We start from the raw sequence: 21,558 nt of genomic DNA, 5'->3' as shown, positions 1-21,558 counted from the left end.
GCCGATATGCCTGGCGGCGAATCGGCTGTTCCTGCCCCGCTACACGGGCGAGTCGACTTCACCTCCGGCCTGAAGGCCGGAGCACTACCGACAAATTCGGTAGCGGGGCCCGCGCGTCAGTTCGCGGAGGCGAGGGTCCGCAAGGAGTGCTCGACCAGAGTGATCATGACCTCCTTGGCGGAGGTGCGCCGCCGCACGTCGCAGAGCATCACCGGTACGTCGTCATCGAGGTCGAGCGCGATGCGCACGTCGTCGACGCTGTGCCGGGCGGCGCCGTCGAAGCAGTTGACGGCCACCACGAACGGCGTGCCGCGCTGCTCGAAGTAGTCGACGGACGGGAAGCAGTCGGTCAGCCGCCGGGTGTCGGCGATCACGACCGCGCCCAGCGCGCCGTGGGACAGCTCGTCCCACATGAACCAGAACCGCTCCTGGCCCGGCGTGCCGAACAGGTACACCACGAGGCCGTCGCGGATCGTGATGCGGCCGAAGTCCATCGCGACGGTGGTGGTGGACTTGGCCTCCACCCCGTCGAGGTCGTCGACGCCGATCCCGCGGTCGGAGAGCACCTCCTCCGTGCGCAGCGGCTTGATCTCGCTGATCGACCCGACCAGTGTGGTCTTGCCGACACCGAACCCCCCTGCGACAAGAATCTTGAGCGCGACGGGGTCCTCAGAGAGCACGGAGTCCATTGATCACTTCCTTGAGAATGCGCTCGTTAGAGCGCGCCCCTCCAGCCGAGGGCGACGTCACCGAGATGAGGCCGTTGTCACGCAGGTCGCCGAGCATGACCCGGACGACGCCGACGGGCAGGTCGATCTCGACGGCCAGGTCCGCCACCGAGATCGGGTTTCGCGCTGCCCGCAGGATCAGTTGCTGTTCTGGGCCGAGCTCGTCAGGCGGGTCGCCGATGACGCGCACGGTGGCCACGAGGTCGAACGTGTCTCCGGAGGAGCGCGTGCGACCGCGGATGAGAGCATAGGGCCGGACGATCGGCCCCGCCTCCTCATCGAACCACTGCGGGCTATCGCTCATGACGCTCCAGCGCGTGGGTTGGTGCTGATGTGCTGACCCACCCGCTTGACCAGCATCGCCATCTCGTAGGCGATGTGGCCGACGTCCACGCTGGCATCGGCGATGACGGCCAGGCAGGTGCCCTGTCCGGCCGCGGTGACGAACATGAACGCGCTCTCCATCTCCACGATGGTCTGGCGCACGTCGCCGCCGCCGAAATGCCGCCCGGTGCCGCGGGCCAGGCTCTGGAACCCGGCCGCCACCGCTGACAGGTGCTCGGCGTCGTCACGGGTCAGCGCGCTGGAATAACCCACCGCCAGGCCGTCCGTCGACAGGATGACCGCCTGGCGGACCGCGGCGACCCTCGTCGCGAGGTCGTCCAGCAGCCAGTTCAGTTCACCGGTGTTGGTGGCCGGCACACTCATGCATCCCCCTTACTCATGGGCCCCTCCTCAGAGGCTTCTTCTCGGGCGCGTTGCGTTCCCCGCTGGAACGCGGAGAACAGGTCGCGTACCTCTTCGGGAGAGCGTTCGGCCTGCGGCTCCGGCTCAGGCGGTTGTTGCTTGAGCTGCGGCGCCGGCTTGGCCTGACGCACTCGCCTGGGCAGCCCGGCGTGGGTGCCCGAGGTCACGACCGCGAGCGCCTTCTTCCTCGTACGGCTCGGCAGGGCGGCCTTGCCGTCGCCGCCGCCCGCTTCCAGCGTCGCCTGGTCGGTCACCATCGTCCGCGGCACGAGCACGATGGCCGTCGTGCCGCCGAAGGGCGAGCGTCGCAGGAGCACCTGGATCCCGTGCCGTTCGGCCAGCCTGGCCACCACGAACAGGCCGAGCCTGTCGCTGTCGGCCAGGTCGAACTCGGGTGGCGCGGCCAGCAGCGCGTTGAACTGGGCGTATTCGCCGGCCGACAGCCCGAGGCCTTTGTCCTCCACCTCGATGGCGTATCCGTTGCTCACCATGTCGCCGCGCACCTGGACCGTGGTGTCGGGCGGCGAGTAGATGGTGGCGTTCTCGACCAGCTCGGCCACCAGATGGGTGATGTCGGCCGCTGCGGTGCCGTCGACCGCGCTGACCGGCATCGCCTCCACGGCGACCCTGGTGTAGTCCTCGACCTCGGCGACCGCGGCCCTGACGATGTCGATCACGGGAACCGGCTTGCGCCAGGCCCTTCCTGGCTCGGCGCCTGACAACACCATCAGGCTCTCCGCGTGGCGGCGCATGCGGGTGGTCAGGTGGTCGAGCCGGAAGAGCTCCTCCAGCCGGTCGGGGTCGTGCGTGCGGCGCTGCATGCCGTCGAGGAGCGCGAGCTGGCGGTGCAGCAGGCCCTGCTTGCGGCGGGCGAGGTTGAGGAAGACCTGGCCGACGCCGCGCCGCAGCGACGCCTGGCCGACCGCGGCGTTGACGGCGGTGCGCTGCACGGAGCCGAAGGCCCTGGCCACGTCGGTGATCTCAGCGGAACCGCTCACCTTGATCGCCTTCGTCTCCTTCCGTACGTCGACGTCCTCGCCCTTGCGCAGCCGCGCCACGATCTCGGGCAGCCGGGTCTGCGACAGCTCGACCGCGGCGGAACGCAGCCCGCCCAGCTCGCCGGCCAGGCGGCGACCGAAGCGTACAGAGATGATGATTGACGCGAGCACCGCGATCAAACCGACGCCGCCCGCGATGGCGATCTTGACGATGGTGGAGCCGGCGGCCTCTGCCGCGCGCGTGGCCACGGTCGCGGACGACTCGGCGCCGATCTCGTCGAGCTGGGCGGTGAGCCGGTCGACGACCTCGTGCCAGCGGTCCTCCTCGGCGGGCAGCTCGCCGGATCCGGCGACGCGCGCCTCCAGGGTGGTGAAGGAGAGGAACGGGTCGGTGGCGAAGACCAGCTTGTACGGCTCACGCAGCCGCACGTCGAGCCCGGCGAGCCCGCGCGCGTGCAGGAACTTCCTGGAGGCGACGTACTCGGTGAAGGCCGCCGCCTCGGGCTCGCTGAGCCGTTCGGCGCCGCGCGTCCCGACGATGAGGGCGTGCTCCCTGGCGATGTACTCACGGGCCATGCCCATGGCCTGCATCGCGGAGGCCTGCTGGTAGATGGCCAGGTCGGAGACGGTGACCAGGTGGTCGTAGACCAGGAAGAGCCGGTCGAGCACGTGGTTGTAGGCGTTGAGCGTGGTGAGGCGGTTGCCGCGGCTCTCGTCGACGCCTGCTCTGATCTGGCCGAGCCGGTCGAGGGCGACGTTGAGGTTGCCGATCGGGCGGCGCAGGTCGCCGTCGACGGCGTCGCCGGCTTCGTCGACGGCCCGGCGGAAGTCGTCGACGGCCTTGTCGGTGCGGGAGCGCTGGCTGCCGAGCACCTCGGAGAGCTCACGCGCGGTGAGCGGTTCCATCGAGCGCACGCGTTCGGCCTGCAGCTGTAAGCCCAGGTCGGTGGAGGTCACACCGATCGTCTGGTAGAGCGTGTCGGCCCGGAGTAGTGACTGGGTGTCGCCCATGGTGAGGTTGAGGACGAAACCCCACAGCGCGCTCAGAGACAGGAGGGGTAGCAGCAGCAATAAGAAGATCTTGAACCGAATTGACCGGTTTCGCGAGCCCATGTCCCAACCTCGAGTCGGGGGCATTTCCACACCTTGTGTAAATACACCTCCGGAAGATCGCACAGGAGACTAGCACCGTTTATGGTCCCCGCGCAGTGGGGGGAAGACGTTCATTACCGGGATTATTGGGAGGATCAGGGCAGCCACGGCGTCATCGCGCGAGTTCGCCGACGGCGCGCAGCGCGGCGGACACGGCCGCGTCGGCGCGGCCGACGGGCGCGGAGTCGGAGCCCGCGATCGCTATCCTGCCGAACCTCCTGCGCGCGACGTCCGCGGGGAAGGGCCCGTCGGGATGGTACGGGTGCCAGGGCCGGCAGTACTCGGGCGTGTTCGCGTGCCCCCACCGGTCGACGGTGATCGCTTCGATGTCCGACGCGGGGTCGAAGCCGGCGGGGCCGAGCAGCCGGGCGAGCTGGTCGCGGATGGTGTGCTCGAGCCGCCCGTACGGCGTCCTGACCAGTTCCCGCCTGCCCGCCGCCGCGCCCGCGCCCGGCCCGAGCTCGGAGCGGCAGGGCGCGGCCAGGAGGTGCACGGTGGCGGGCGGTTCGAGCTCGCAGAAGCACCAGTACGCGCCCGTCCAGCGCACCCGCTGGACGCCGAGCCGCCGCCATGCCCCCGCGTCGCGCACCTGCACCGTGGCGTGCAGCAGCGGCACCCTGATCGCCGAGCGCAGCGCCCGCCGCTGGTCCTCGGGGAGTTCGGGCACCAGGTACGGGACGACCGCGCTCCAGCAGGCCAGGATCACCGCCCTGGCCTCGACGGTCATGACCTGGTGGCCGTCGAAGTAGCCCACGGTCGCGGCCTGGGCGCCGTCGCGCGCGAACACCACCGGGCTGGACAACCGCAGCCGCGCCCGGCCGTCGGACGGCGGCGGGGCGTCGTGGTCATCTCGGGCGCCGGCCTGCCATTCCTGCCGCACGCTGGGCGAGTTGAGCCGGGAGGGTTTGTCCCGGTCGAGCCCGAGGCCGGCGAACCCCGGATAGCCGGAGCCCCAGGCGTCGATCGCGCCGAAGGCCCGGGTGTCGTAGGCCCATTCGCGGCACGGCATGGTCCGGCAGAACCGCTCGACGTCGGGATGGACGCCGCACACCTGCAGCAGGAACTCGGAGTACGTGAGCGCGGCCAGCCGCTCCTGCTTCTCCTCCGCCGACAGCCTGGGGAACCAGTCGGGCGGGTCCTCGTGGAGCATGCGCAGGTCGCGCCTGGCCCGCTCGGCGATCGGCGCCTCGTCGGCCCATCCGGGTGAGGCGAGCCTGACCAGCGTGTCCGCGCCGAAGGTCTCCGCGTCGCACATCACGCCGTCGGGCCGTTCCCGCCCGGCTCCCTGGCGGGTCCTTCGGCGCAGCGCGTCGCGCCGGGCCTGCCCTGCGGCCTCGTCGTGGTTGTCGAGGACGAGGACGGAGGCGCCGGGATCGCGCCGCAGCCATTCGGCGGCGGCGCTCATCCCGCTGCGCCCGCCGCCTGCCACCACGAGGTCGTAGTGCTCGCCTGTCGCCTCCGGCGCGCCCGCGTGGGCCCAGAACCGCCCGTCCCGCAGCGCGTGCGGCACGCTGAGCGCCTCACTGGTGTCTCCCCGCACTGTGAAGCCACCCGGCCCGTACGCGGCGTTCTGAGGCGTCTCAGCTTGCCCAGAGGCGCCATGCGCCACTCGTGCCGCCACCGGGCTCCCCAGAGCGCTCACGGCTATGCCGTCGAAGAAGTCCCGGCGGGAAATGATCTGTTTCATCCCGAGGTCGCGTGGAGTCAGGCCCATGGCGTGATCATCAGCAGCCGGGTGAAAAGCGGCGTCATGCCGCGCAGTGGTTCGAGAAACATTTTGCGCGACCTATTACGGCGAATGCCTGATCGGGTCACCCGTCCGGCATGTCAGACCGGAGAGTCAAGTGACCGGCACGCACCCCTTCGCTGCCTCCTGGCGGCCTCCGTCCGGGAGTGGTGAGTGCCTGACCAGCACGATCGCGGCGCCCTTCGCAGGCCGCGGAACCGGAAAAAGCCGCGAAACCATTGAATTCCGCGAATAGCGACGTTGCTCGGCTGCGTACTCTCCGCTTCCTCTAGCGTTTTCGACAATGCCGCGCGAGTGAATTGGAGCGTATATGCTTAAGACCATTTCTGGCATATGTCTGGGCATGCTGGCCCTTGCCGGATGTTCCTCCGGGGAGGAGCCGCAGGCGCCCGCCGCCTCGGCGTCCGCGTCCTCGCCGTCCGCCGCCTCGGCCAAGCTCCGCGCCGCCCTGCTGCCGGTGCCCGACGGCATGCACGTCGCCTACGGCCCCGAGCTGGGCGCGTTCGGCAAGCTCAAGTCCACCCAGCAGGGCATCGCCGCGCTGCGCCAGGCCAAGCTGCAGCGGCCGGAGTGCGCGGGCGCGGCCCAGCTCGACATCGAGCAGCCCGACATCGCGGGTGCGCCCGCCGCGGTGATCGCGTTCGCCGCCGAGCGCGGCTCGATCACGCAGGCGGTCGTGTCGCTGCCGTCGGAGTCCTTCCCCGAACCGCTGCCGCGCCAGTGCGCCTCCTACACGGCCGACGTCGGCGGCACGCAGGTGACGTACAAGACCAGGACGCTGAAGATGCCGCCCAAGGGCGACGAGTCACGGGCCTACCTCACCTCGGCCGCCGGCGGCGAGAAGAACGCGCAGATCGGCTCCGTCATGATCAGGCGGGGCACCGTGGTCATGAGCATGCTCGTGGTCGGCCAGAAGGTGAAGGCGGAGGGCCTGTACGAACTGGCCCGCCTCGCCGACAAGAACCTCGAACAGGTCGCCTGACGGGTCAGATGAGCACGTGGTCGTCAGGGCGGCCGACGAAGGCGAACTGCGCGTTGCGGGTCAGCTTGATGTGGTCGGCCTGCCACGTGTGCATCGAGGCGTCGGCGCTGCGCCAGTAGACGAAGTTGAAGCGGTCCGCCGAGTAGATCTTGACGGCGTCCTCCTTCAGCCGCCGTACCAGCTGGGTGTCCTCGCCGCGGGTGATGTCCGCGAAGCCGTACGAACGGAACATGTCGGCCTTGCCGAGGAACGTGCCGCCCTGGACGAGGAACGAGTAGCGGTGCTCCAGGCCGGGCAGGCGCAGCATGGTCGTGTTCATGCCCTCGAAATACGCGTAGTGCGCGCCCTTGCCGACCAGCTCGGCGTCGGAGTAGTCGAACGCCCTGACCAGGTCCGACAGATAGTGCTCGCCGTAGAGGTTGTCGTCGTCCATCTTGGCGATCAGGTCGCCCTCGGCGGCGGCGATGCCCAGGTTCATGCAGGCGCCGAGCGAGAGCGAGGCGTCCGCGGGCAGGACGACGACGTCGGTGATGCCCGCCATGCGGGCCTTGTCGGCGACCACGACCGGGTCGATGTCCAGGCCGTGCAGCACCATGACGAGCTGGAGCGGCCGGTGGATCTGGCGGGCCACCGACGAGATCGCGTGCTCGATCTGGGAGGCGCGGTTGGTGGGCAGCACGACCGAGATCGAGCGCGACCGGGTCTGCGTCCGCTGCCCGAGGAGCTGGAGGATCTGGTCGACGCGGTGGGAGAACAGGTGCTTGTCGAAGACCTCGCGCATCGCCAGGTGGCCCGTCCTGGCCCGCAGCTCGGGGCTGTTGATCAGGTGCAGCACCTGGTTGTACGACTCGACCGGCTCGCGCGCGATGGGGACGAGCTCGCCGAAGGTCTCCTCGATCGCCCGTGACCACCCCGACACGACGGGGGTCGCGCAGGCCGACAGCTCGAAGACGCGGCGGGCGCACATGGTCGGCGAGTCCAGCACCGAGTTGACGTTGAGGAAGACCTTGTACATCCGGTACGCGGCCAGCATCCGGTCGTAGGGCAGCTCGCCCACGATGTGCGGCCGGTACTTCTCCGGCCAGGCGTACTTCTCGTCCACCTCGCCGTTGCGGGCGAAGATGTGCAGACCGAGCTCCCTGATCGGGTCGAGCACGGTCTCCATCTGCTCGCGGCGCTCGGGGTGCTTGTCACGGAAGTACATCCCGGCGAACACCACGTCGTGCAGGCGGCCCTGGCGCTGCTGGATGGGGTTGTGCACGCGGGGCTGGGCGGCGAACTGCAGCACGTCCACCCGGTCATGTCCGAGAACTTCGCGATATTTCGGCAACATGTCACCGTCGCAGGTGAACACGTAGTCGAACAGCTTGGCCGTGTCGATGAAGAAGTCGAAGTTCGGCGGGTCCTCCTTGTTCCAGAAGACCGTGGGGATGCCCTCCTGCCTGCACCAGGCCACCAGGTCGCGCAGCGGCTCCTTGGGAGCGTTGGTGCCGGTCATCTGGTAGCGCCAGCGGCCCTGGTTGCCGTGCCAGGCCGACTCGCAGAACAGCAGGTCGGGCCGCTTGTCCGCGAAGATCTCCGGCCAGTCCTTGAGCCCGAACTCGATCTGGTCCCACTCGTAGCGGAAGGCCATCCTGGAGAAGTCGTCGAGGATCACCGCGACCTTCAGGTCGGGCCTGTTGACCGGGCCCGCCGGCCACTTCACCGCCGGCACGTCGACCAGCGGCGGCCGGTTGTTCGCCGCCTCGATGGCCTCGGTGACGGGCGTGGGCGGCTTGGGGGCCTTCTGCTTCGACCTGACCGCCTCGACGATCTTCCCGGGGCTCTTCGAGCCCAGCGCCTCGCCCAGCTTGAACGTGCGCTTGGCCTGCGTGGCCTCCAGCTTCCAGCCGGCGTACGCGGCCTTGGCCTCGGCGATCTCCAGTCGCCGCCGCAACTCTCTCAGCTCCGCCTCGTACCGCTCGACGACCTTGCGGTCCTCGGGCAGCCAGTTGACGGGGCCGAGTCGCTGGTACACGAACCCCTCGGGTTCGTGTTGAGAGAGATCGTGCGAAGCACCGAGATTGTCGGGGGGAACACGGGGGGCCTGCCCCCCGCGGGGATTGTCGGCCATGGTGGGACGCCTAACGCTCAGCGGAGGTACATCATGCTACGGCGGAAATGGCCACTATTCGGGGCGTTTGCCCTGAGAAGCAGGGGCCAGGTTGTCCCCCTTGAGCCAGGCGGAGATCACCTTGGCGATCCGCGGGCCGGCCTGGCCGTCCCACAACACCGGCAGCTCGCCCGCCGGCGTCGAGGCGCCGTCGGCCAGTGACTTCTCCGCCGCCGCCGGCAGCAGTGCGGGCGTGACCAGCCGGTTCGTGCCGTGCGTGATCGTGATCGGCCGCTCGGTGTTGGGCCGCACGGTCAGGCAGGGCACGCCCAGCACGGTCGTCTCCTCCTGCACGCCCCCCGAGTCGGTGACCACCAGCGCAGCCCCGCGGACGAGCGAGAGGAAGTCCACATAACCCAGCGGGTCCACCACCTTGACCGACGGGCCGTCGACCAGGCCCGCCTCGGCCAGCCGGGCCTTGCCCCTCGGGTGCACGGGCACCACGAGCGGGATCTGCCGCGACACGTCCAGAACCGCGTCGACCAGCTCCTTGGCGGCCTCGGCCGTGTCCACGTTCGCCGGCCTGTGCAGGGTCGCCACGGCGTAGCGGCCGGGCAGGCCGAGCCGCTCCACCACGGGCGCCGGGTCCAGCGAGGGCAGGGCCGCGTACAGGCTGTCGATCATGGGGTTGCCCACCAGGTGCACCTTGGACGCGGGCACGCCCTCGGACGCCAGGTAGGACAACGCCTCGGGCGAGGTGGCGAACAGCACGTCGGCCAGCGCGTCGGTGACGACCCGGTTGACCTCCTCCGGCATGCCGCGGTCGAACGAGCGCAGCCCTGCCTCCACGTGCGCGGTCCGCACGCCCAGCTTGGCGCAGACGAGGATCGCGGCCAGCGTCGAGTTGACGTCGCCGTACACCACGACCAGGTCGGGCTCCTGCTCCTGCACGACCTCCTCCAGGCCGACGAGCAGCGCCGCGGTCTGCGTGGCGTGGCTGCCCGAGCCGACGCCCAGGTTCGCCACCGGCTCGGGCAGGCCGAGATCGGCGAAGAACACGTCCGACATCAGCGCGTCATAGTGCTGACCGGTGTGGATGATGCCCTGCCGCACGCCGAGTTCACCGAGTGCCCGGACCACCGGGGCCGCTTTCACGAAATTGGGACGAGCACCCAATACGTGCAGGACCAGGGGGTTCTCCCTCATTGACCTCGCCTTTCATAGCGGAAGGGAAAAAACGCTGCCTATGGTACGGTCACCGCGTGGCATCCGACGCCAGTCGTCAAGACTCCTCCCGCTCATCCGACAGGGTTTCCGCGAAGTCCGCCCGTGCCGGCGTCGGTGGACTTCTCAAAGGCTTCGTCCAGCACCCGATCATCGTTTCCCGGGTGGTCATGACGAAGGTCAGATCCGACCCCGTCCGCGTGGCCCAGGCCGCCGCCGACACGCTGCCGCCCCGTATGCGGCCGATCGTGGGCAGCGTGGCCTGGCCGGCCGCGCGCCGGGCCCGGCGCATGGTGCGCAAGTTCGGCATGCGCGTGGTCAAGGGGCCGTGGAACGAAGCCAAGACCCACTGGGACGCCGGCCGCGTCAGCGAGGCCGCCGCCGTGCTCGAGGCGCACACCAAATACCCCTTCGTCAAGCGCAGGGCCGCCTACTACCGCGGCGAGTTAGCCGCCATCAGCCCCGACCCGATCCCGCCGGGGCCCAAGGTGGCCATCCTGAGCCGGGTCGAGAACCGCGTGCTGCACGTCGTCACCAACGCGCTGCCGTACACGCAGGCCGGCTACACCGTCCGCACCCACCGCATCGTCAGCTCGCAGAAGGCCGCGGGCATCGACCCGCACGTGGTCACGAGCTGGGGCTGGCCGATGTTGCAGGGCCACGCCGACGCGGCCCCGTACGAAGAGATCGACGGCATCCCCTACTACCGGCTGCTGCCGGACGGGCACGGGGAGATGCCGTTCGAGACCCAGGGCCGCATCACGAGGGGCGCCGACGGGGTCACCAAGCTGGTGACCGAGTTGCGGCCGCGGGTCGTGCACGCCGCCACCGACCACCGCAACGGCTCGATCGCCCACGCCGTGCGCGACAGGACGGGCACGCCCTTCGTCTACGAGGTGCGCGGCTTCCTGGAGGAGACCTGGGCCTCGCGCGACCCGATCCGCGTCGGCAGCCAGCGGCACGTGCTCCAGCGCGAGCGCGAGGCTTTCCTGATGCGCGAGGCGGACGCCGTGGTGACGCTGGCCGAGACGATGGCCGCCGAGATCGTCGAGCGCGGCGTGCCCAGGGAGAAGATCCACCTGGCGCCCAACGCCGTGGACGACTCGCTGCTGTCGGCCCACTACGACGGTGCATCGTTCAGGCAGGCGTACGGCATCGAGCCCGGCGAGATCGTCGTCGGGTCGGTGTCCAGCATCGTGGCCTACGAGGGATTCGCCACCCTGCTGCGGGCCGCCGCGCTGCTGCGTGACGACCGCACCCCGGTGCGGGTGCTCATCGTCGGCGACGGCACCGAGCGCGACAACCTGCTCGAGCTGGTCGACGAGCTCGGCCTGAGCGACGCCGTGCTGCCGGGGCGGGTCGGTCCCGAGGAGGCGCTGCAGGCGCAGGACGCCATCGACATCTTCGTCTGCCCGCGCGAGGACCTTCGCGTGTGCCGACTTGTTACGCCATTGAAACCGGTCGAGGCGATGGCGCTCGGCAAGCCCGTCGTGCTCAGCGATCTGCCCGCGCTTTCCGAGCTCGTCGGCTCCGACGGCGCCGGAATGCTCGTGCCGCCCGGCGATCCCGCCGCGCTGGCCAAGGCGCTCGCCGGGCTCAGGGAAGATCCCGCCAAGCGTGCGGAGATGGGCGATGCGGGACGGACCGAAGTGGCGGCGAAGCGCACCTGGAGCCGGGTTGCCGAGACTTATCAAGCTCTATACCAGTCTCTTGGTGAATGATGACCTTGGTGTTAGCTGTCTCTTACGACGGGTTCGGTCGCATTAGGCGTGAGCTAGGTGGACTTGAGATAACCTTTGCGACCATGAAGTGTTGTTTCCGGCTCCTCAAGGCACAGCTGTGACAGAAATCGACTTGGCTGTCATCGGTCTGGGCTACGTCGGCATGCCGCTCGCCAAAGAGGCGGCGGCCGCCGGGTTGCGGGTCGTCGGCGTGGACGTCGACCCCCGCAAGGTCGACGCGCTCAACGCCGGGCAGTCCTACATCGATGACCTGACCGACGCGGACCTCGAGCACATGCTGGCCAACGGGTTCAGCGCCACCCTCGACGAGACCGTGCTGGCCAGAAGCAACACCATCGTCATCTGCGTGCCCACCCCGCTCGACGAGGACCACCGTCCTGACCTGTCGGCCGTTGAGGGCGCCACCAAGACCGTCGCCCGCAACCTGAGCAAGGGCACGCTCGTCGTGCTCGAGTCCACCACCTGGCCGGGCACCACCGACGAGGTGGCCAGGCCGCTGCTGGAGACCTCGGGGCTCGTCGCGGGCGAGGACTTCCACCTGGCGTTCTCGCCCGAGCGCATCGACCCGGGCAACCCCAAGTTCGGGCTGCACAACACCCCCAAGGTCGTGGGCGGCTACACGCCGACCTGCCGCGACCGCGCGACGGCGTTCTACGGGCGCTTCATCGAGCAGGTGGTGCCGGTCAGCGGAACCCGCGAGGCCGAGATGGCCAAGCTGCTGGAGAACACCTACCGGCACGTCAACATCGCCCTCGTCAACGAGATGGCGATCTTCTGCGACGAGCTCGGCATCGACCTGTGGGAGTCGATCGAGGCCGCCGCGACCAAGCCGTTCGGCTTCCAGAAGTTCCTGCCGGGACCGGGCGTCGGCGGGCACTGCATCCCCGTCGACCCGTCCTACCTCTCCTACACCGTGCGCAAGCTCGGCTACCCGTTCCGGTTCGTCGAGCTGGCGCAGGAGATCAACGAGCGGATGCCGTCGTACGTGGTGGCGCGGGTCCAGCGATTGCTGAACAGCAACAAGAAGCCCGTGAACGGCGCGAAAGTGGTTATGCTCGGCGTCACGTACAAACCGGATATCGCCGACGAACGTGAGACCCCGGCGCTCCCGGTGGCGCGGGCGCTGCTGGAGCTGGGAGCGGAGCTCTCGTTCGCCGATCCGTACGTCAAGGAGTGGTCGGTCGACGGCACCCCGGTGCCGCGTGAGGAGGATCTCGCCGAGGCCGTGACCAACGCGGACGTGACGCTGCTCCTGCAGCAGCACGCCGCGTTCGACCTCGACATGGTCGAGGCGAAAGCCAAGCTCGTGCTGGACACCCGAGGCGTTCTCGCCGAGGGTGAACGCGTCGAGCGGCTGTAGCGACGGAGGGCTGCGCGCAGTGCACGTGCTCGTCATGACGGTGGTGCATAACCCCGAGGACGCGAGGATTCTGCATCGGCAGATCCGTGCTCTCGTGGACGCCGGTCATGAGGTCACGTACGCGGCGTCGTTCACCGCCTTCGGCGTCGTCCCCCGTCCTTGGGTCACCGGCGTCGATCTGCCGAGGGCCGCGCAGCGCAAACGCCTGTCCGCGGTGTGGGCCGCCCGGCGGCTGTTCAAGCGCATGCGCGACAAGGTCGACCTGGTCCTGGTCCACGACCCCGAGTTGCTGTTCGCCGTGTGGGGCGTACGCAACAGGCCGCCCGTGGTGTGGGACGTGCACGAGGACACCCCGGCCACGCTCTCGCTGAAGCCCTGGCTCCCCTCGCCCCTGCGGCCGCCCGTGCGCTTCATGGCCCGCATGCTCGAAGGCACCGCCGAGCGGCACATGCACCTGATGCTGGCCGAGACGGCGTACGCGGGCCGGTTCAAGGACGCCCACCCCATCGTCCCCAACGAGACGTGGGTGCCCGACTCCGTGACCCCGCCGGGCGACGACCGGGTGGTCTATCTCGGCTGGCTGTCGCGGGCCAGGGGCGTGATCGAGGCCGTCGAGGTGGCCAAGCTGCTGCAGCCGTACCGCGTGGCCGTCGAGCTGATCGGGTACGCCGACCCGCAGAGCCGCCCGATGCTCAACCAGGCCGTCACCGAGGGCCTGCTGGAATGGCGCGACTTCATGCCCAACGACGAGGCGCTCAAGCGGCTCGACGGCGCGCTCGCCGGGCTTTCCTTACTCCACGACGAGCCCAACTACCGGCATTCCATGCCGACGAAGATCGTTGAGTACATGGCCCACGGCATCCCCGTCATCACCACCCCCTCCCCGCGCGCTGTCGAGCTGGTCGAACGTTACGACAGCGGCGTCGTCGTGCCGTGGGAGGACCCCAAGGCGGTCGCGCAGGCGGTGCTGACCCTCCGCGACGACGTGCGGGAGCGACGGGCCCAGGGGGCACGCGGTTACGCGGCGGCCCGCACCAACCACCACTGGCCCAACTCCGCGAAGCGGTTCGTCGCCCAGCTGGAGTCGTGGGCGGGCCTCAGCCGATAACGGTTCTCCTTCAAGGGCGGTAGGTACCTGAACGTGCGCTGGCTTTTCCTCGCTGTGGGCGCGGCCATCGTCGCTGTGGTGGCGGCGGCGATCATCGTGTTCCCCATCTCGTCGGAGAAACCGGTCGCCCGGCCGGCCACGCCCGAGCCGTCGAGCACCCAGCCGACGCCGAAGGTGAGCGCGGTCACCGACCGGTGTGGAACGTTCGAGACCAAGGAACAGGCCCCCTACGCCGTCACCGGCTACTGGATCACCCCCAAGTCCAACCCCTGCACCTGGCGCAAGCAGTTGCAGGAGATCCACAGCGTCGGCGGCGACACGATCATCAGGATCGGCTACGGCCTGCAATATCGCCCTGTCACCGCCTCCGGCGAGATCAAGACCAAGGACGGCGAGCTCGACTCGTTGTACGAGGCCTGCGAAGAGGACGGCCTGACCTGTCACGACGCCGCCGAGCGGGATCTGAAGAAGGCCAACCCCGGCAACCGGATCGGCCGCACGTACGTCTACCGAACCGACGAGTCGTTCGGCGAGAGCCTGTTCCGCTGCCCCGAGATGGAACACGCCATCCAGACACCCAAGCGCACCTATTTCCGGCTCATCACCCAGCCGGACGGCTCTGACGACTCCACGTGCGACTTCAGCGGCAAGGCCGTCTCCTACGACATGATCCTGATCGCGGGCAAGCCCACGGACAGCCTGAAGGAGCTGCTCGACCTGGCCGACCAGTTCGGCATGCGGGTCTTCCCGGCGCTGCCGCTCGCGCCCCGCGACCCCAAGACGCCGACCAGGGCCAACAAGAAGCACATCGACACGCTCACCACGGTGACGCGGCGCATCCTGCAGGACTACGGCGTGCGCTTCGCCGAGCGCGAGTCGCTGGGCGGCGTCTACCAGCCGTTCGAGGTCCAGATGTCCGACACCCTGGCCGACAACCCGACGCTGGAGGTCTACGCCGACCAGCACCGGATCGTGGAGCAGGAATTACCCCGCAAGCCCATCCTGATCAGCCCCTACCTCGACGCCCGCACGCGGGTGGCGTTCGGCCAGACGCCCAGGCAGGTGGCCGAGGGGTTCAGGGCGCTGACGAAGACGGGCGTCGGCATCATCGCGCCCCAGGACAGCCGCGGCACCGGCAAGGTGGGCCTGTTCTGGCCCGACGAGCGCGACAGCGAGGTCGACGAGCGGCTGCGGCCGGTGGTGGGGGAGTCGACGTACGAGACCGCGTACCACGGCTCGACGCGCGACTACTACCGCGAGATGTCGATCGCCCGCGAAGAGCTGCTCATGGCCGGTTACGAGGTGCAGCTGTGGGCGAACGTGGAGGCGTTCGAGCCGTCCGGCGACGAGCCGTGCGCCCCGCACGGCACCCGCGGCAAGACCGACAAGAAGCGGCTCGACCAGGCCGTGACCATGGCCGGGCGCTACGTGCAGAAGATCGTCTCCTACATGTGGAGCGACTTCATGACGTGCGGCCGGCCCTCGCTGGAGCAGGAGATCACCGCCGACTGGCAGCGGCCCATCGCGGTCGACGCGATCCGCCGCGGGCGTGACGTCCAGGACGGCGTGGAGGTGCGCGGCTACAACTTCAGGGGCGGCACGGTCACCATCCAGTGGTCCGGCGGGACCCAGGAGCTCGTGGTGTCCGCGGTCGGCTGGCTCGACGAGGACCCGCTGGAGGAGCTGCCCGAGGGCATGGTCACCGCGTGGGTGCCGTTCAACTGGTCGCAGGTGCCGGCCGGAGAGTGGGTCAGGATCGGGGTGAAGGTGCCGTCAGGACAGTCGACGACGGAGCCGTTACACGTGCGGATCGACACCTGACCCGAGGGCCGTCGCACCGTTCGCTCCCCGTCCGCGGCTGCGTGTAACGTGCCTGCCATGGTCCCGAGCATCCCGGTCAGCGTCGACCTGGTCGTGCTCACCGTCCGCAACCAGGCGCTGAGCGCGCTGGTGTGGCGGCGCGACAATCCGCCGTTCCTGCGGCGCTGGTCGCTGCCCGGCGGCTTCATCCAGCTCGACGAGGACCTGCCGGCCGCCGCCCACCGCATCCTGGCCGAGCGGGCCGGCCTGCCCGGGGCGCCCGTGCACCTGGAGCAGCTCCAGACCTACGGCTATCCCGACCGCGATCCCCGCCAGCGGGTGCTGAGCGTCGCCTACCTCGGCCTCGCCCCCGACCTGCCGGCCTCGGAGAAGGCCCACATGAGCTGGCAGCCGGTCGACTCGCTCGCCGTCATGGCCTTCGACCACCGCCGCATCATGAAGGACGGCGTCGAGCGGGCCCGTTCCAAGCTGGAATACACCCCGCTGGGGGCGGCCTTCTGCCCGCCCGACTTCACGGTGGCCGACCTGCGCCGCGTCTACGAGATCGTCTGGGGCCGGCTGCTCGACCCCCGCAACTTCCACCGCAAGGTCACCAAGGCCGAGGGGTTCCTGGTGGAGACGGGCGCGACCACGACCCGCGACGGGGGCCGCCCGGCCAAGCTCTACCGCCGGGGGCCGGCCGAGCTGCTCCACCCGCCGATGTTGCGCACGCTCAAAGACTGACGAGCTCGCGCTTACCCAGAAAACCGGACATTCAGCTCCGTACGCCCGTAAGATCACATGTCAGGATGCGGGCCGGTCGCGACATCGAGGGGAGACGGCGGATGCCTGGGGAGCCCTTCGGCGCCGGCGACGGCCCGGTGACGCCGCTGCTCGCCGACCGCTACCGGCTGCTGGCGGAGCTCGGCCAGGGCGGCATGGGCACGGTCTGGCGGGCGATGGACGAGCTGCTCCAGCAGGAGGTCGCCGTCAAGGAGGTCAAGCTGCCGCCCGACCTCGACGCGGCGTCGCGCGAGGAGCTGACCCAGCGCACGCTGCGCGAGGCGCGGGCCGCGGCGCGGCTGCGCTCCCACCCGTCCATCGTCACCGTGCACGACGTCGTCCTCGACGGCGGGCGGCCGTGGATCGTCATGGAGCTGGTGCGGGGCCACTCCCTCGACCAGGCCGTACGCGAGGACGGGCCGCTGCCGCCGCACAAGGTGGCCTGGATCGGCACGCGCATGCTCGACGCGCTCGGCGCCGCCCACGCGTCGGGCATCCTGCACCGGGACGTCAAACCCGCCAACGTCATGCTCACCGACGACGGGCGGGTGCTGCTCACCGACTTCGGCATCGCGAGCGTCTCCGGTGACGCCGAGCTCACCCAGACCGGGTTCCTGAGCGGCTCCCCCGGCTACATCGCCCCCGAGCGCCTGCGCGGCGAGGCCGACGGCCCGCTCGGCGACCTGTGGTCGCTCGGCGCCACGCTCTTCACGGCGGTGGAGGGCGCCCCGCCCTTCGCCCGGCCCAACCAGGCGGCCGTGATGGCGGCGGTGCTGATGCAGGAGCCCGACCCCGCCCGGCGGGCCGGCCCGCTCGCACCCGTGCTCGCCGCCCTCCTCGAGAAGGACCCGGCGCGACGCTGCACCTCCGACCAGGTGGCCGGCTGGCTCGACGCCATCGCCCAGGGCAACCCCACGACCGACCCCGCCCTGCGCGCGCAGCGGACCGTGCCCGGCCGCCTGCTCCGCCGCCCGCGCCGGCGGGTCGTCGTGGGCTCCACGATCGCGGTGGCGCTGGTCACGGCGGCGGCGGTGGCCATGGTGCCGTTCATGCCGAACATCATCCGCACGATCGCGTTCATCGTGACGCCCCGCACCACCTACTCCGTGCCGCAGACGTTCGCGAGCGTGCAGCCGTCTCCGTCTCCGTCGGCGCCGAAGAAGAAGACCCGCGACTTCGACGCATGCGACCTGCTGACCGGCGCGCAGGTGCGCAAACTGCTCGGCGGGCCGGCGAAACGCCAGTTCGTCGTCGCCGCCAGCTGCGGGTGGAAGCGGGACGACGGCAGCAACGTGAGCCTTGTGGCGAGCCGCATGGCCATGGGCGTCGAGATGGCCTTCGACCAGTCGGTCGTGACCATGAAGGAAGAGCCGAAACGTGTCCCGGGGACCAAGCTCCGCAAGGGGCCGAAGGTCGGGGACGAGGCGTTCAGTTTCACCCAGAAGTCCCCCTTCTCGTTCAGCGGGCAGCTCTACAAGACCGAGATCACCTTCCGCTCGTCGGACGTCTGGGTGCAGGTGGCCGTCACCACGCGTAGACCCGGGTTCGCCGCGGGCGACAGGGCGGCCAGGTTCGTCCAGGCGTCCCTCGTCAAGCTCCGCTGAAGGCGGGGACGGGGTGATGCCTCACCGCGCCGAGCCTTCTACAGTTGGGCCATGCCTCGTTTCCGCCACATTCTCGACACCATGGCCCCGTACAAACCGGGCAAGGCCGTAGCGGCTCCCGATGGGCGGTCGTACAAACTGTCGTCCAACGAGACGCCGTACGACCCGCTGCCGTCCGTGGTCGAGGCCATCGCCGAGGGGGCGCGGCAGATCAACCGCTACCCCGACCCCGGTGCGACCAAGCTGACCGAGGCCATCGCCGAGCGCTGCTCCGTGCCGCCCGAGCACGTCGCGCTCGGGGCCGGGTCGGTCACGGTGGCGCAGCAGCTGTTCGAGACGGTGGGCGAGCCCGGGGTCGAGGTCGTCTACGCGTGGCGCTCCTTCGAGGCCTATCCGCTCCTCGCCGACCTGGCCGGGGTCACCTCGGTCCAGGTGCCGCTGGCCGGTGAGGACCACGACCTCGACGCCATGGCCGAGGCGATCAATGACCGCACGCGTTTGGTGTTCGTGTGCAACCCCAACAACCCCACGGGCACGGCCATCCGCCGCGGCGCGCTGGAGGCGTTCCTCGACCGCGTGCCCGGGCACGTGCTCGTCGTGCTGGACGAGGCCTACCACGAATACGTCCGCGACCACGACGTCCCCGACGGCCTCACCCTCTACCGCGACCGGCCCAACGTCTGCGTCCTGCGCACCTTCTCCAAGGCGTACGGGCTGGCGGGCCTGCGGGTCGGCTACCTGATCGCGCAGGAGCCGGTGGCGTCGGCCGTGCGCAAGACGATCATCCCGTTCGCGGTCAACCACCTCGCGCAGGTCGCGGCCATCGCCTCGCTGCGGGCCGAGGACGAGCTGTTCGACCGGGTCGAGCAGGTGGTCAAGGAGCGCACCCGGGTGCGAGAGTCGCTGCTCGCGCAGGGCTGGACGGTGCCGCCCACCGAGGCCAACTTCGTCTGGCTCCGGCTCGGTGGGCGCACCCTCGACTTCGCCGCCGCGTGCGCGGCGCAGGGCGTGGCGGTCAGGCCCTTCGCGGAGGAGGGCGTACGCGTCTCGATCGGCTCTCCCGAGGCCAATGACGTGTTCCTGGCCGCCGCCGCCACTTTCGCCAGGTAAGGCCGTCACTCCTGCCGGCGGGCCTGCCAGTTGAGGTAGCCCACGCCGGCGATGTGCGAGCCCTGGCTGGGTTCGAGCGCGCGGGCTTCGTAGATCGACCTGGCGTGGTCGAACACCACCCGGTCCCACTGCGCCACGGCCATCCACCGCGGCGCCTGGAGATACTGGCCCGAGGAGGCCAGGCCGCCGGTGCCGTCGACGCGCAGGAACGTGGTCGGCACGCCGTCGGGGTCGGTGGTGGCCATGTTCTTGCTGTAGGACCTGGCGAACCTGGCCATGTCGGCGCCCTTGAAGCCGAGCCCGTGGCGGAAGGCGAGGGCGGCGAACTCGACGTCGATCGCGCCGTGGCTGAGGTCCTCGATCTGCTTGGCGCCGTTGCCCGACGGGGTGAACTCGGAGATGCCCTCGTCGGCCGAGAAGCCCCGGTAGGTCACGCCGAACGACGGCCAGTAGGACCAGTGGTAGGCGTCCTTCGCGTTCGTCCTGAGCTCGCGGGCGAAGGTGCGGGCCATCCGCCTGGCCCGGTCGGCGTAGGCGGGGTCGCCGGTGGCGGCGGCGATCTCGGCGTAGGTGAGCCCGAGCGCGAGGAACTGGTTGGTGGGCATCTCGGTGCCGTCGTAGCCGAGCGGGGTGCCCTTGACCCAGGCGAGGTGCCCGCCGCCGTCGTCGCTCTGCCGCCACTCGCGGTCGTGCACGGCGGCCGCGGCCTTGGCGGCCTCGAGATACTCCGCGGCCTTGGCCCGGTAGCGCGGGTCGGCGTGGAGCTTCGGCGTACGCATCACGATCCGGGCGAACGACGCGATCGGATAGGTGATCATGCCGGTGTGCACCGCGAAGATCACGGGCTGGGAGACGAGCCGGGTCGCGCCCTGGGCGGGGGGCGCGACCTCCCCTCCCTCGCGCAGGTCGCGCGCGGTGACCTGGGTGGGCGTCGGGTAGGCGTCGAGGATCTTGCGTACGGCGTAGTCGGGGGAGTCCGGGTCCATGGACAGGTCGGTGAAGGTGGCGACCGCGCCGTTCCTGCTGGTCTTCACCTCTAACGTGAAGCGGTCCTCGGTGCTGCCCGCGCGTACGGTGGCCGTGGTCAGGTCGGCGTAGGACAGCGAGCTGCGCACCTCCAGCACGGGCCGGCCGGTCGTGTCCTTCAACGCGGCGACGCCGACCGTGTAGGGGTGCATCGCCCGCCACGCGGGCAGCGACTCCCCGCGATAGTCGGCCACGCCGCGCTCGGAGTCGCGGTTGCCCAGCACGAGGTCGATGTTGGTGACGAGCCGGTCCAGATAGTGGGTGTCGCGGTAGGCCTCGTACATGCGGATGAAGGCGGCCAGCACGTAGGACTGGCCCCAGGCCAGGCCGCCGTGCTCGTTGTTGTCGGTCGGCTGCCCCACGGCGCCGCTCTCGTGGAACGTCCGCTCGAAGAGGTCGAACGTCTCCCGCGCCGTGTAGTCGTGGCCCGCCGAGGCGCGAGCCGTGCCCGTGTGCACGGTTCCGAGCACGCCCATCGCGAGCGCGCCGAGACCGAACTGCCTGCGTGTCACCATCGATTCATCACCTCCGGCGGCGTCAGCCCTTGACCGCGCCGCGCATGCCTTCGAGTACGTGCCGTTGCATGATCATGAAAACGATGACGACCGGGATGATCGAGATGATCGTTCCGGCCGCCAGGCTGCGAACGTCCGTGCCGGTGATTCCGGCGAGATAGGCGATCCCCAGCGCGACCGGGTATTTCGCCGAGTCCTTCAGCACCACGAGCGGCCAGATGAAGCTGTTCCAGACCGAGATGAAGCCGAAGATGCCGAGGATCGCGAGGGTGGGGCGGGCGGCGGGGAGCATGACGTGCCAGAAGATCCGCAGTTCGTGGCAGCCGTCGGTGCGGGCGGCGTCAACGACCTCGCGGGGCACGCCCGCGAACGTCTGACGGAGCAGGAAGATCCCGAAGGCGGAGAGCACTCCGGGAAGGATCACCCCGGCGAACGTGTCGGCCATCCCGAGTTCGGAGACCACGAGGAACCTGGGGATGAGCATGACCTCGCTCGGCAGGAACATCGTCGACAGGATGGCGAAGAAGATGAGGTTCTTGCCCCTGAAGGTCATCAGGGCGAGCGGGTAGGCGCACAACGCGGAGACGACGATGTAGAGCGGCACCGTCACGCCGACGTAGATCACCGAGTTGAGCAGGTAGGTCGGGAACGGGATGGCGGTCCAGGCCTCGACCGCCCAGTCGAGCACGGGCGGCCGGGGGATGACGTCGGGCGGGAAGGAGAAGACCGCCTGGCCGGCGGGCTTCAGTCCCGCGCTGAGCAGGATCAGGAACGGGCCGACGAAGACCAGGGCGATCGCCGTCAGCAGGATGTACATCCCCGCGCGCCGCAGTCTCATGG

17 protein-coding genes are annotated in these 21,558 nt (G+C 69.8%); 8 read left to right on the top strand and 9 right to left on the bottom strand.

The genetic code is table 11. The features are described 5' to 3' along the window. Positions 1–116: 116 nt before the first annotated feature. The 5 genes from ABGB01_RS15535 to ABGB01_RS15515 all read right to left on the bottom strand — a co-directional run bounded on the left by ABGB01_RS15535 (position 117) and on the right by ABGB01_RS15515 (position 5,165). A complete protein-coding gene (locus ABGB01_RS15535) occupies positions 117–689 on the bottom strand; it encodes an ATP/GTP-binding protein (RefSeq protein WP_347617459.1) in 573 nt (190 codons plus the stop codon). Beyond that, positions 670–1,032, bottom strand: a complete 363-nt coding sequence (locus ABGB01_RS15530) for a DUF742 domain-containing protein (RefSeq protein WP_347773986.1) — start codon at positions 1,030–1,032, stop codon at positions 670–672. The genes ABGB01_RS15535 and ABGB01_RS15530 overlap by 20 nt, the downstream gene beginning before the upstream one ends. After that, positions 1,029–1,436, bottom strand: coding sequence for a roadblock/LC7 domain-containing protein (locus ABGB01_RS15525; RefSeq protein ID WP_347617457.1), 408 nt, complete (start codon positions 1,434–1,436; stop codon positions 1,029–1,031). Before ABGB01_RS15525 ends, ABGB01_RS15530 begins: the two co-directional genes overlap by 4 nt. Beyond that, on the bottom strand, positions 1,433–3,544 hold the full coding sequence (locus ABGB01_RS15520) for a nitrate- and nitrite sensing domain-containing protein (RefSeq protein ID WP_347773985.1): 2,112 nt from the start codon (positions 3,542–3,544) through the stop codon (positions 1,433–1,435). The genes ABGB01_RS15525 and ABGB01_RS15520 overlap by 4 nt, the downstream gene beginning before the upstream one ends. 193 nt (positions 3,545–3,737) lie before the next feature. Beyond that, complete coding sequence (locus tag ABGB01_RS15515; protein WP_347773984.1) at positions 3,738–5,165, bottom strand: hypothetical protein; 1,428 nt, start codon at positions 5,163–5,165, stop codon at positions 3,738–3,740. Between the two features lie 550 nt (positions 5,166–5,715). On the opposite strand from ABGB01_RS15515, the gene ABGB01_RS15510 reads away from it, so the two are divergent. Continuing rightward, positions 5,716–6,354, top strand: a complete 639-nt coding sequence (locus ABGB01_RS15510; RefSeq protein ID WP_347773983.1) for a hypothetical protein — start codon at positions 5,716–5,718, stop codon at positions 6,352–6,354. 4 nt (positions 6,355–6,358) lie between these two features. Here the strand turns inward: ABGB01_RS15510 and ABGB01_RS15505 are convergent, their stop codons facing one another. Together ABGB01_RS15505 and wecB are read right to left on the bottom strand one after the other, a co-directional pair. Beyond that, positions 6,359–8,371: a glycosyltransferase gene (locus ABGB01_RS15505; RefSeq protein WP_347773982.1), complete on the bottom strand. Its 2,013-nt coding sequence runs from the start codon at positions 8,369–8,371 to the stop codon at positions 6,359–6,361. 150 nt (positions 8,372–8,521) lie between these two features. Continuing rightward, complete coding sequence (gene wecB / locus ABGB01_RS15500) at positions 8,522–9,652, bottom strand: UDP-N-acetylglucosamine 2-epimerase (non-hydrolyzing) (protein WP_347773981.1); 1,131 nt, start codon at positions 9,650–9,652, stop codon at positions 8,522–8,524. 188 nt (positions 9,653–9,840) lie between these two features. On the opposite strand from wecB, the gene ABGB01_RS15495 reads away from it, so the two are divergent. The 7 genes from ABGB01_RS15495 (at position 9,841) to hisC (ending at position 19,177) form a co-directional block, all read left to right on the top strand. Beyond that, a complete protein-coding gene (locus tag ABGB01_RS15495) occupies positions 9,841–11,391 on the top strand; it encodes a glycosyltransferase family 4 protein (protein ID WP_347773980.1) in 1,551 nt (516 codons plus the stop codon). 133 nt (positions 11,392–11,524) lie between these two features. Then, positions 11,525–12,772 (top strand): nucleotide sugar dehydrogenase, encoded by a 1,248-nt coding sequence (locus ABGB01_RS15490; protein WP_347617450.1) that lies wholly within the window; start codon positions 11,525–11,527, stop codon positions 12,770–12,772. Positions 12,773–12,791: 19 nt separating this feature from the next. After that, entirely contained in the window at positions 12,792–13,880 is a 1,089-nt protein-coding gene (locus ABGB01_RS15485; RefSeq protein ID WP_347617449.1) for a glycosyltransferase, read from the top strand. A gap of 33 nt (positions 13,881–13,913) precedes the next feature. Further along, complete coding sequence (locus ABGB01_RS15480; protein ID WP_347773979.1) at positions 13,914–15,701, top strand: DUF4434 domain-containing protein; 1,788 nt, start codon at positions 13,914–13,916, stop codon at positions 15,699–15,701. A gap of 57 nt (positions 15,702–15,758) precedes the next feature. Next, positions 15,759–16,424: an NUDIX domain-containing protein gene (locus tag ABGB01_RS15475; RefSeq protein ID WP_132506484.1), complete on the top strand. Its 666-nt coding sequence runs from the start codon at positions 15,759–15,761 to the stop codon at positions 16,422–16,424. A gap of 101 nt (positions 16,425–16,525) precedes the next feature. Beyond that, on the top strand, positions 16,526–18,067 hold the full coding sequence (locus ABGB01_RS15470; protein WP_347773978.1) for a protein kinase: 1,542 nt from the start codon (positions 16,526–16,528) through the stop codon (positions 18,065–18,067). Positions 18,068–18,118: 51 nt separating this feature from the next. After that, complete coding sequence (gene hisC, locus ABGB01_RS15465) at positions 18,119–19,177, top strand: histidinol-phosphate transaminase (RefSeq protein WP_347773977.1); 1,059 nt, start codon at positions 18,119–18,121, stop codon at positions 19,175–19,177. A 5-nt stretch (positions 19,178–19,182) separates the two neighbouring features. Here hisC and ABGB01_RS15460 read toward each other — a convergent pair whose 3' ends face one another. Both ABGB01_RS15460 and ABGB01_RS15455 read right to left on the bottom strand, forming a co-directional pair. Next, a complete protein-coding gene (locus ABGB01_RS15460; RefSeq protein WP_347773976.1) occupies positions 19,183–20,718 on the bottom strand; it encodes a hypothetical protein in 1,536 nt (511 codons plus the stop codon). A gap of 22 nt (positions 20,719–20,740) precedes the next feature. After that, positions 20,741–21,556: a carbohydrate ABC transporter permease gene (locus tag ABGB01_RS15455; RefSeq protein ID WP_347617444.1), complete on the bottom strand. Its 816-nt coding sequence runs from the start codon at positions 21,554–21,556 to the stop codon at positions 20,741–20,743. Between the last annotated feature and the right edge of the window lie 2 nt (positions 21,557–21,558).

This window comes from Nonomuraea sp. B5E05, assembly GCF_039880665.1.
In the GTDB taxonomy this organism is placed as follows: Bacteria; Actinomycetota; Actinomycetes; order Streptosporangiales; family Streptosporangiaceae; genus Nonomuraea.
The sequence above is the reverse complement of the archived record's forward strand: the minus strand, read 5'-3'. Positions and strand labels throughout refer to the sequence as shown.

Excerpts from the sequence above, each read along its gene's own strand:
- ABGB01_RS15535 (WP_347617459.1), bottom strand. The coding sequence starts at position 689 with ATGGACTCCGTGCTCTCTGAGGACCCCGTCGCGCTCAAGATTCTTGTC.
- ABGB01_RS15470 (WP_347773978.1), top strand. The coding sequence starts at position 16,526 with ATGCCTGGGGAGCCCTTCGGCGCCGGCGACGGCCCGGTGACGCCGCTG.
- ABGB01_RS15460 (WP_347773976.1), bottom strand. The coding sequence starts at position 20,718 with ATGGTGACACGCAGGCAGTTCGGTCTCGGCGCGCTCGCGATGGGCGTG.
- ABGB01_RS15525 (WP_347617457.1), bottom strand. The coding sequence starts at position 1,436 with ATGAGTGTGCCGGCCACCAACACCGGTGAACTGAACTGGCTGCTGGAC.
- ABGB01_RS15510 (WP_347773983.1), top strand. The coding sequence starts at position 5,716 with ATGCTGGCCCTTGCCGGATGTTCCTCCGGGGAGGAGCCGCAGGCGCCC.
- ABGB01_RS15530 (WP_347773986.1), bottom strand. The coding sequence starts at position 1,032 with ATGAGCGATAGCCCGCAGTGGTTCGATGAGGAGGCGGGGCCGATCGTC.
- ABGB01_RS15475 (WP_132506484.1), top strand. The coding sequence starts at position 15,759 with ATGGTCCCGAGCATCCCGGTCAGCGTCGACCTGGTCGTGCTCACCGTC.
- ABGB01_RS15495 (WP_347773980.1), top strand. The coding sequence starts at position 9,841 with ATGACGAAGGTCAGATCCGACCCCGTCCGCGTGGCCCAGGCCGCCGCC.
- wecB (WP_347773981.1), bottom strand. The coding sequence starts at position 9,652 with ATGAGGGAGAACCCCCTGGTCCTGCACGTATTGGGTGCTCGTCCCAAT.
- ABGB01_RS15455 (WP_347617444.1), bottom strand. The coding sequence starts at position 21,556 with ATGAGACTGCGGCGCGCGGGGATGTACATCCTGCTGACGGCGATCGCC.
- hisC (WP_347773977.1), top strand. The coding sequence starts at position 18,119 with ATGCCTCGTTTCCGCCACATTCTCGACACCATGGCCCCGTACAAACCG.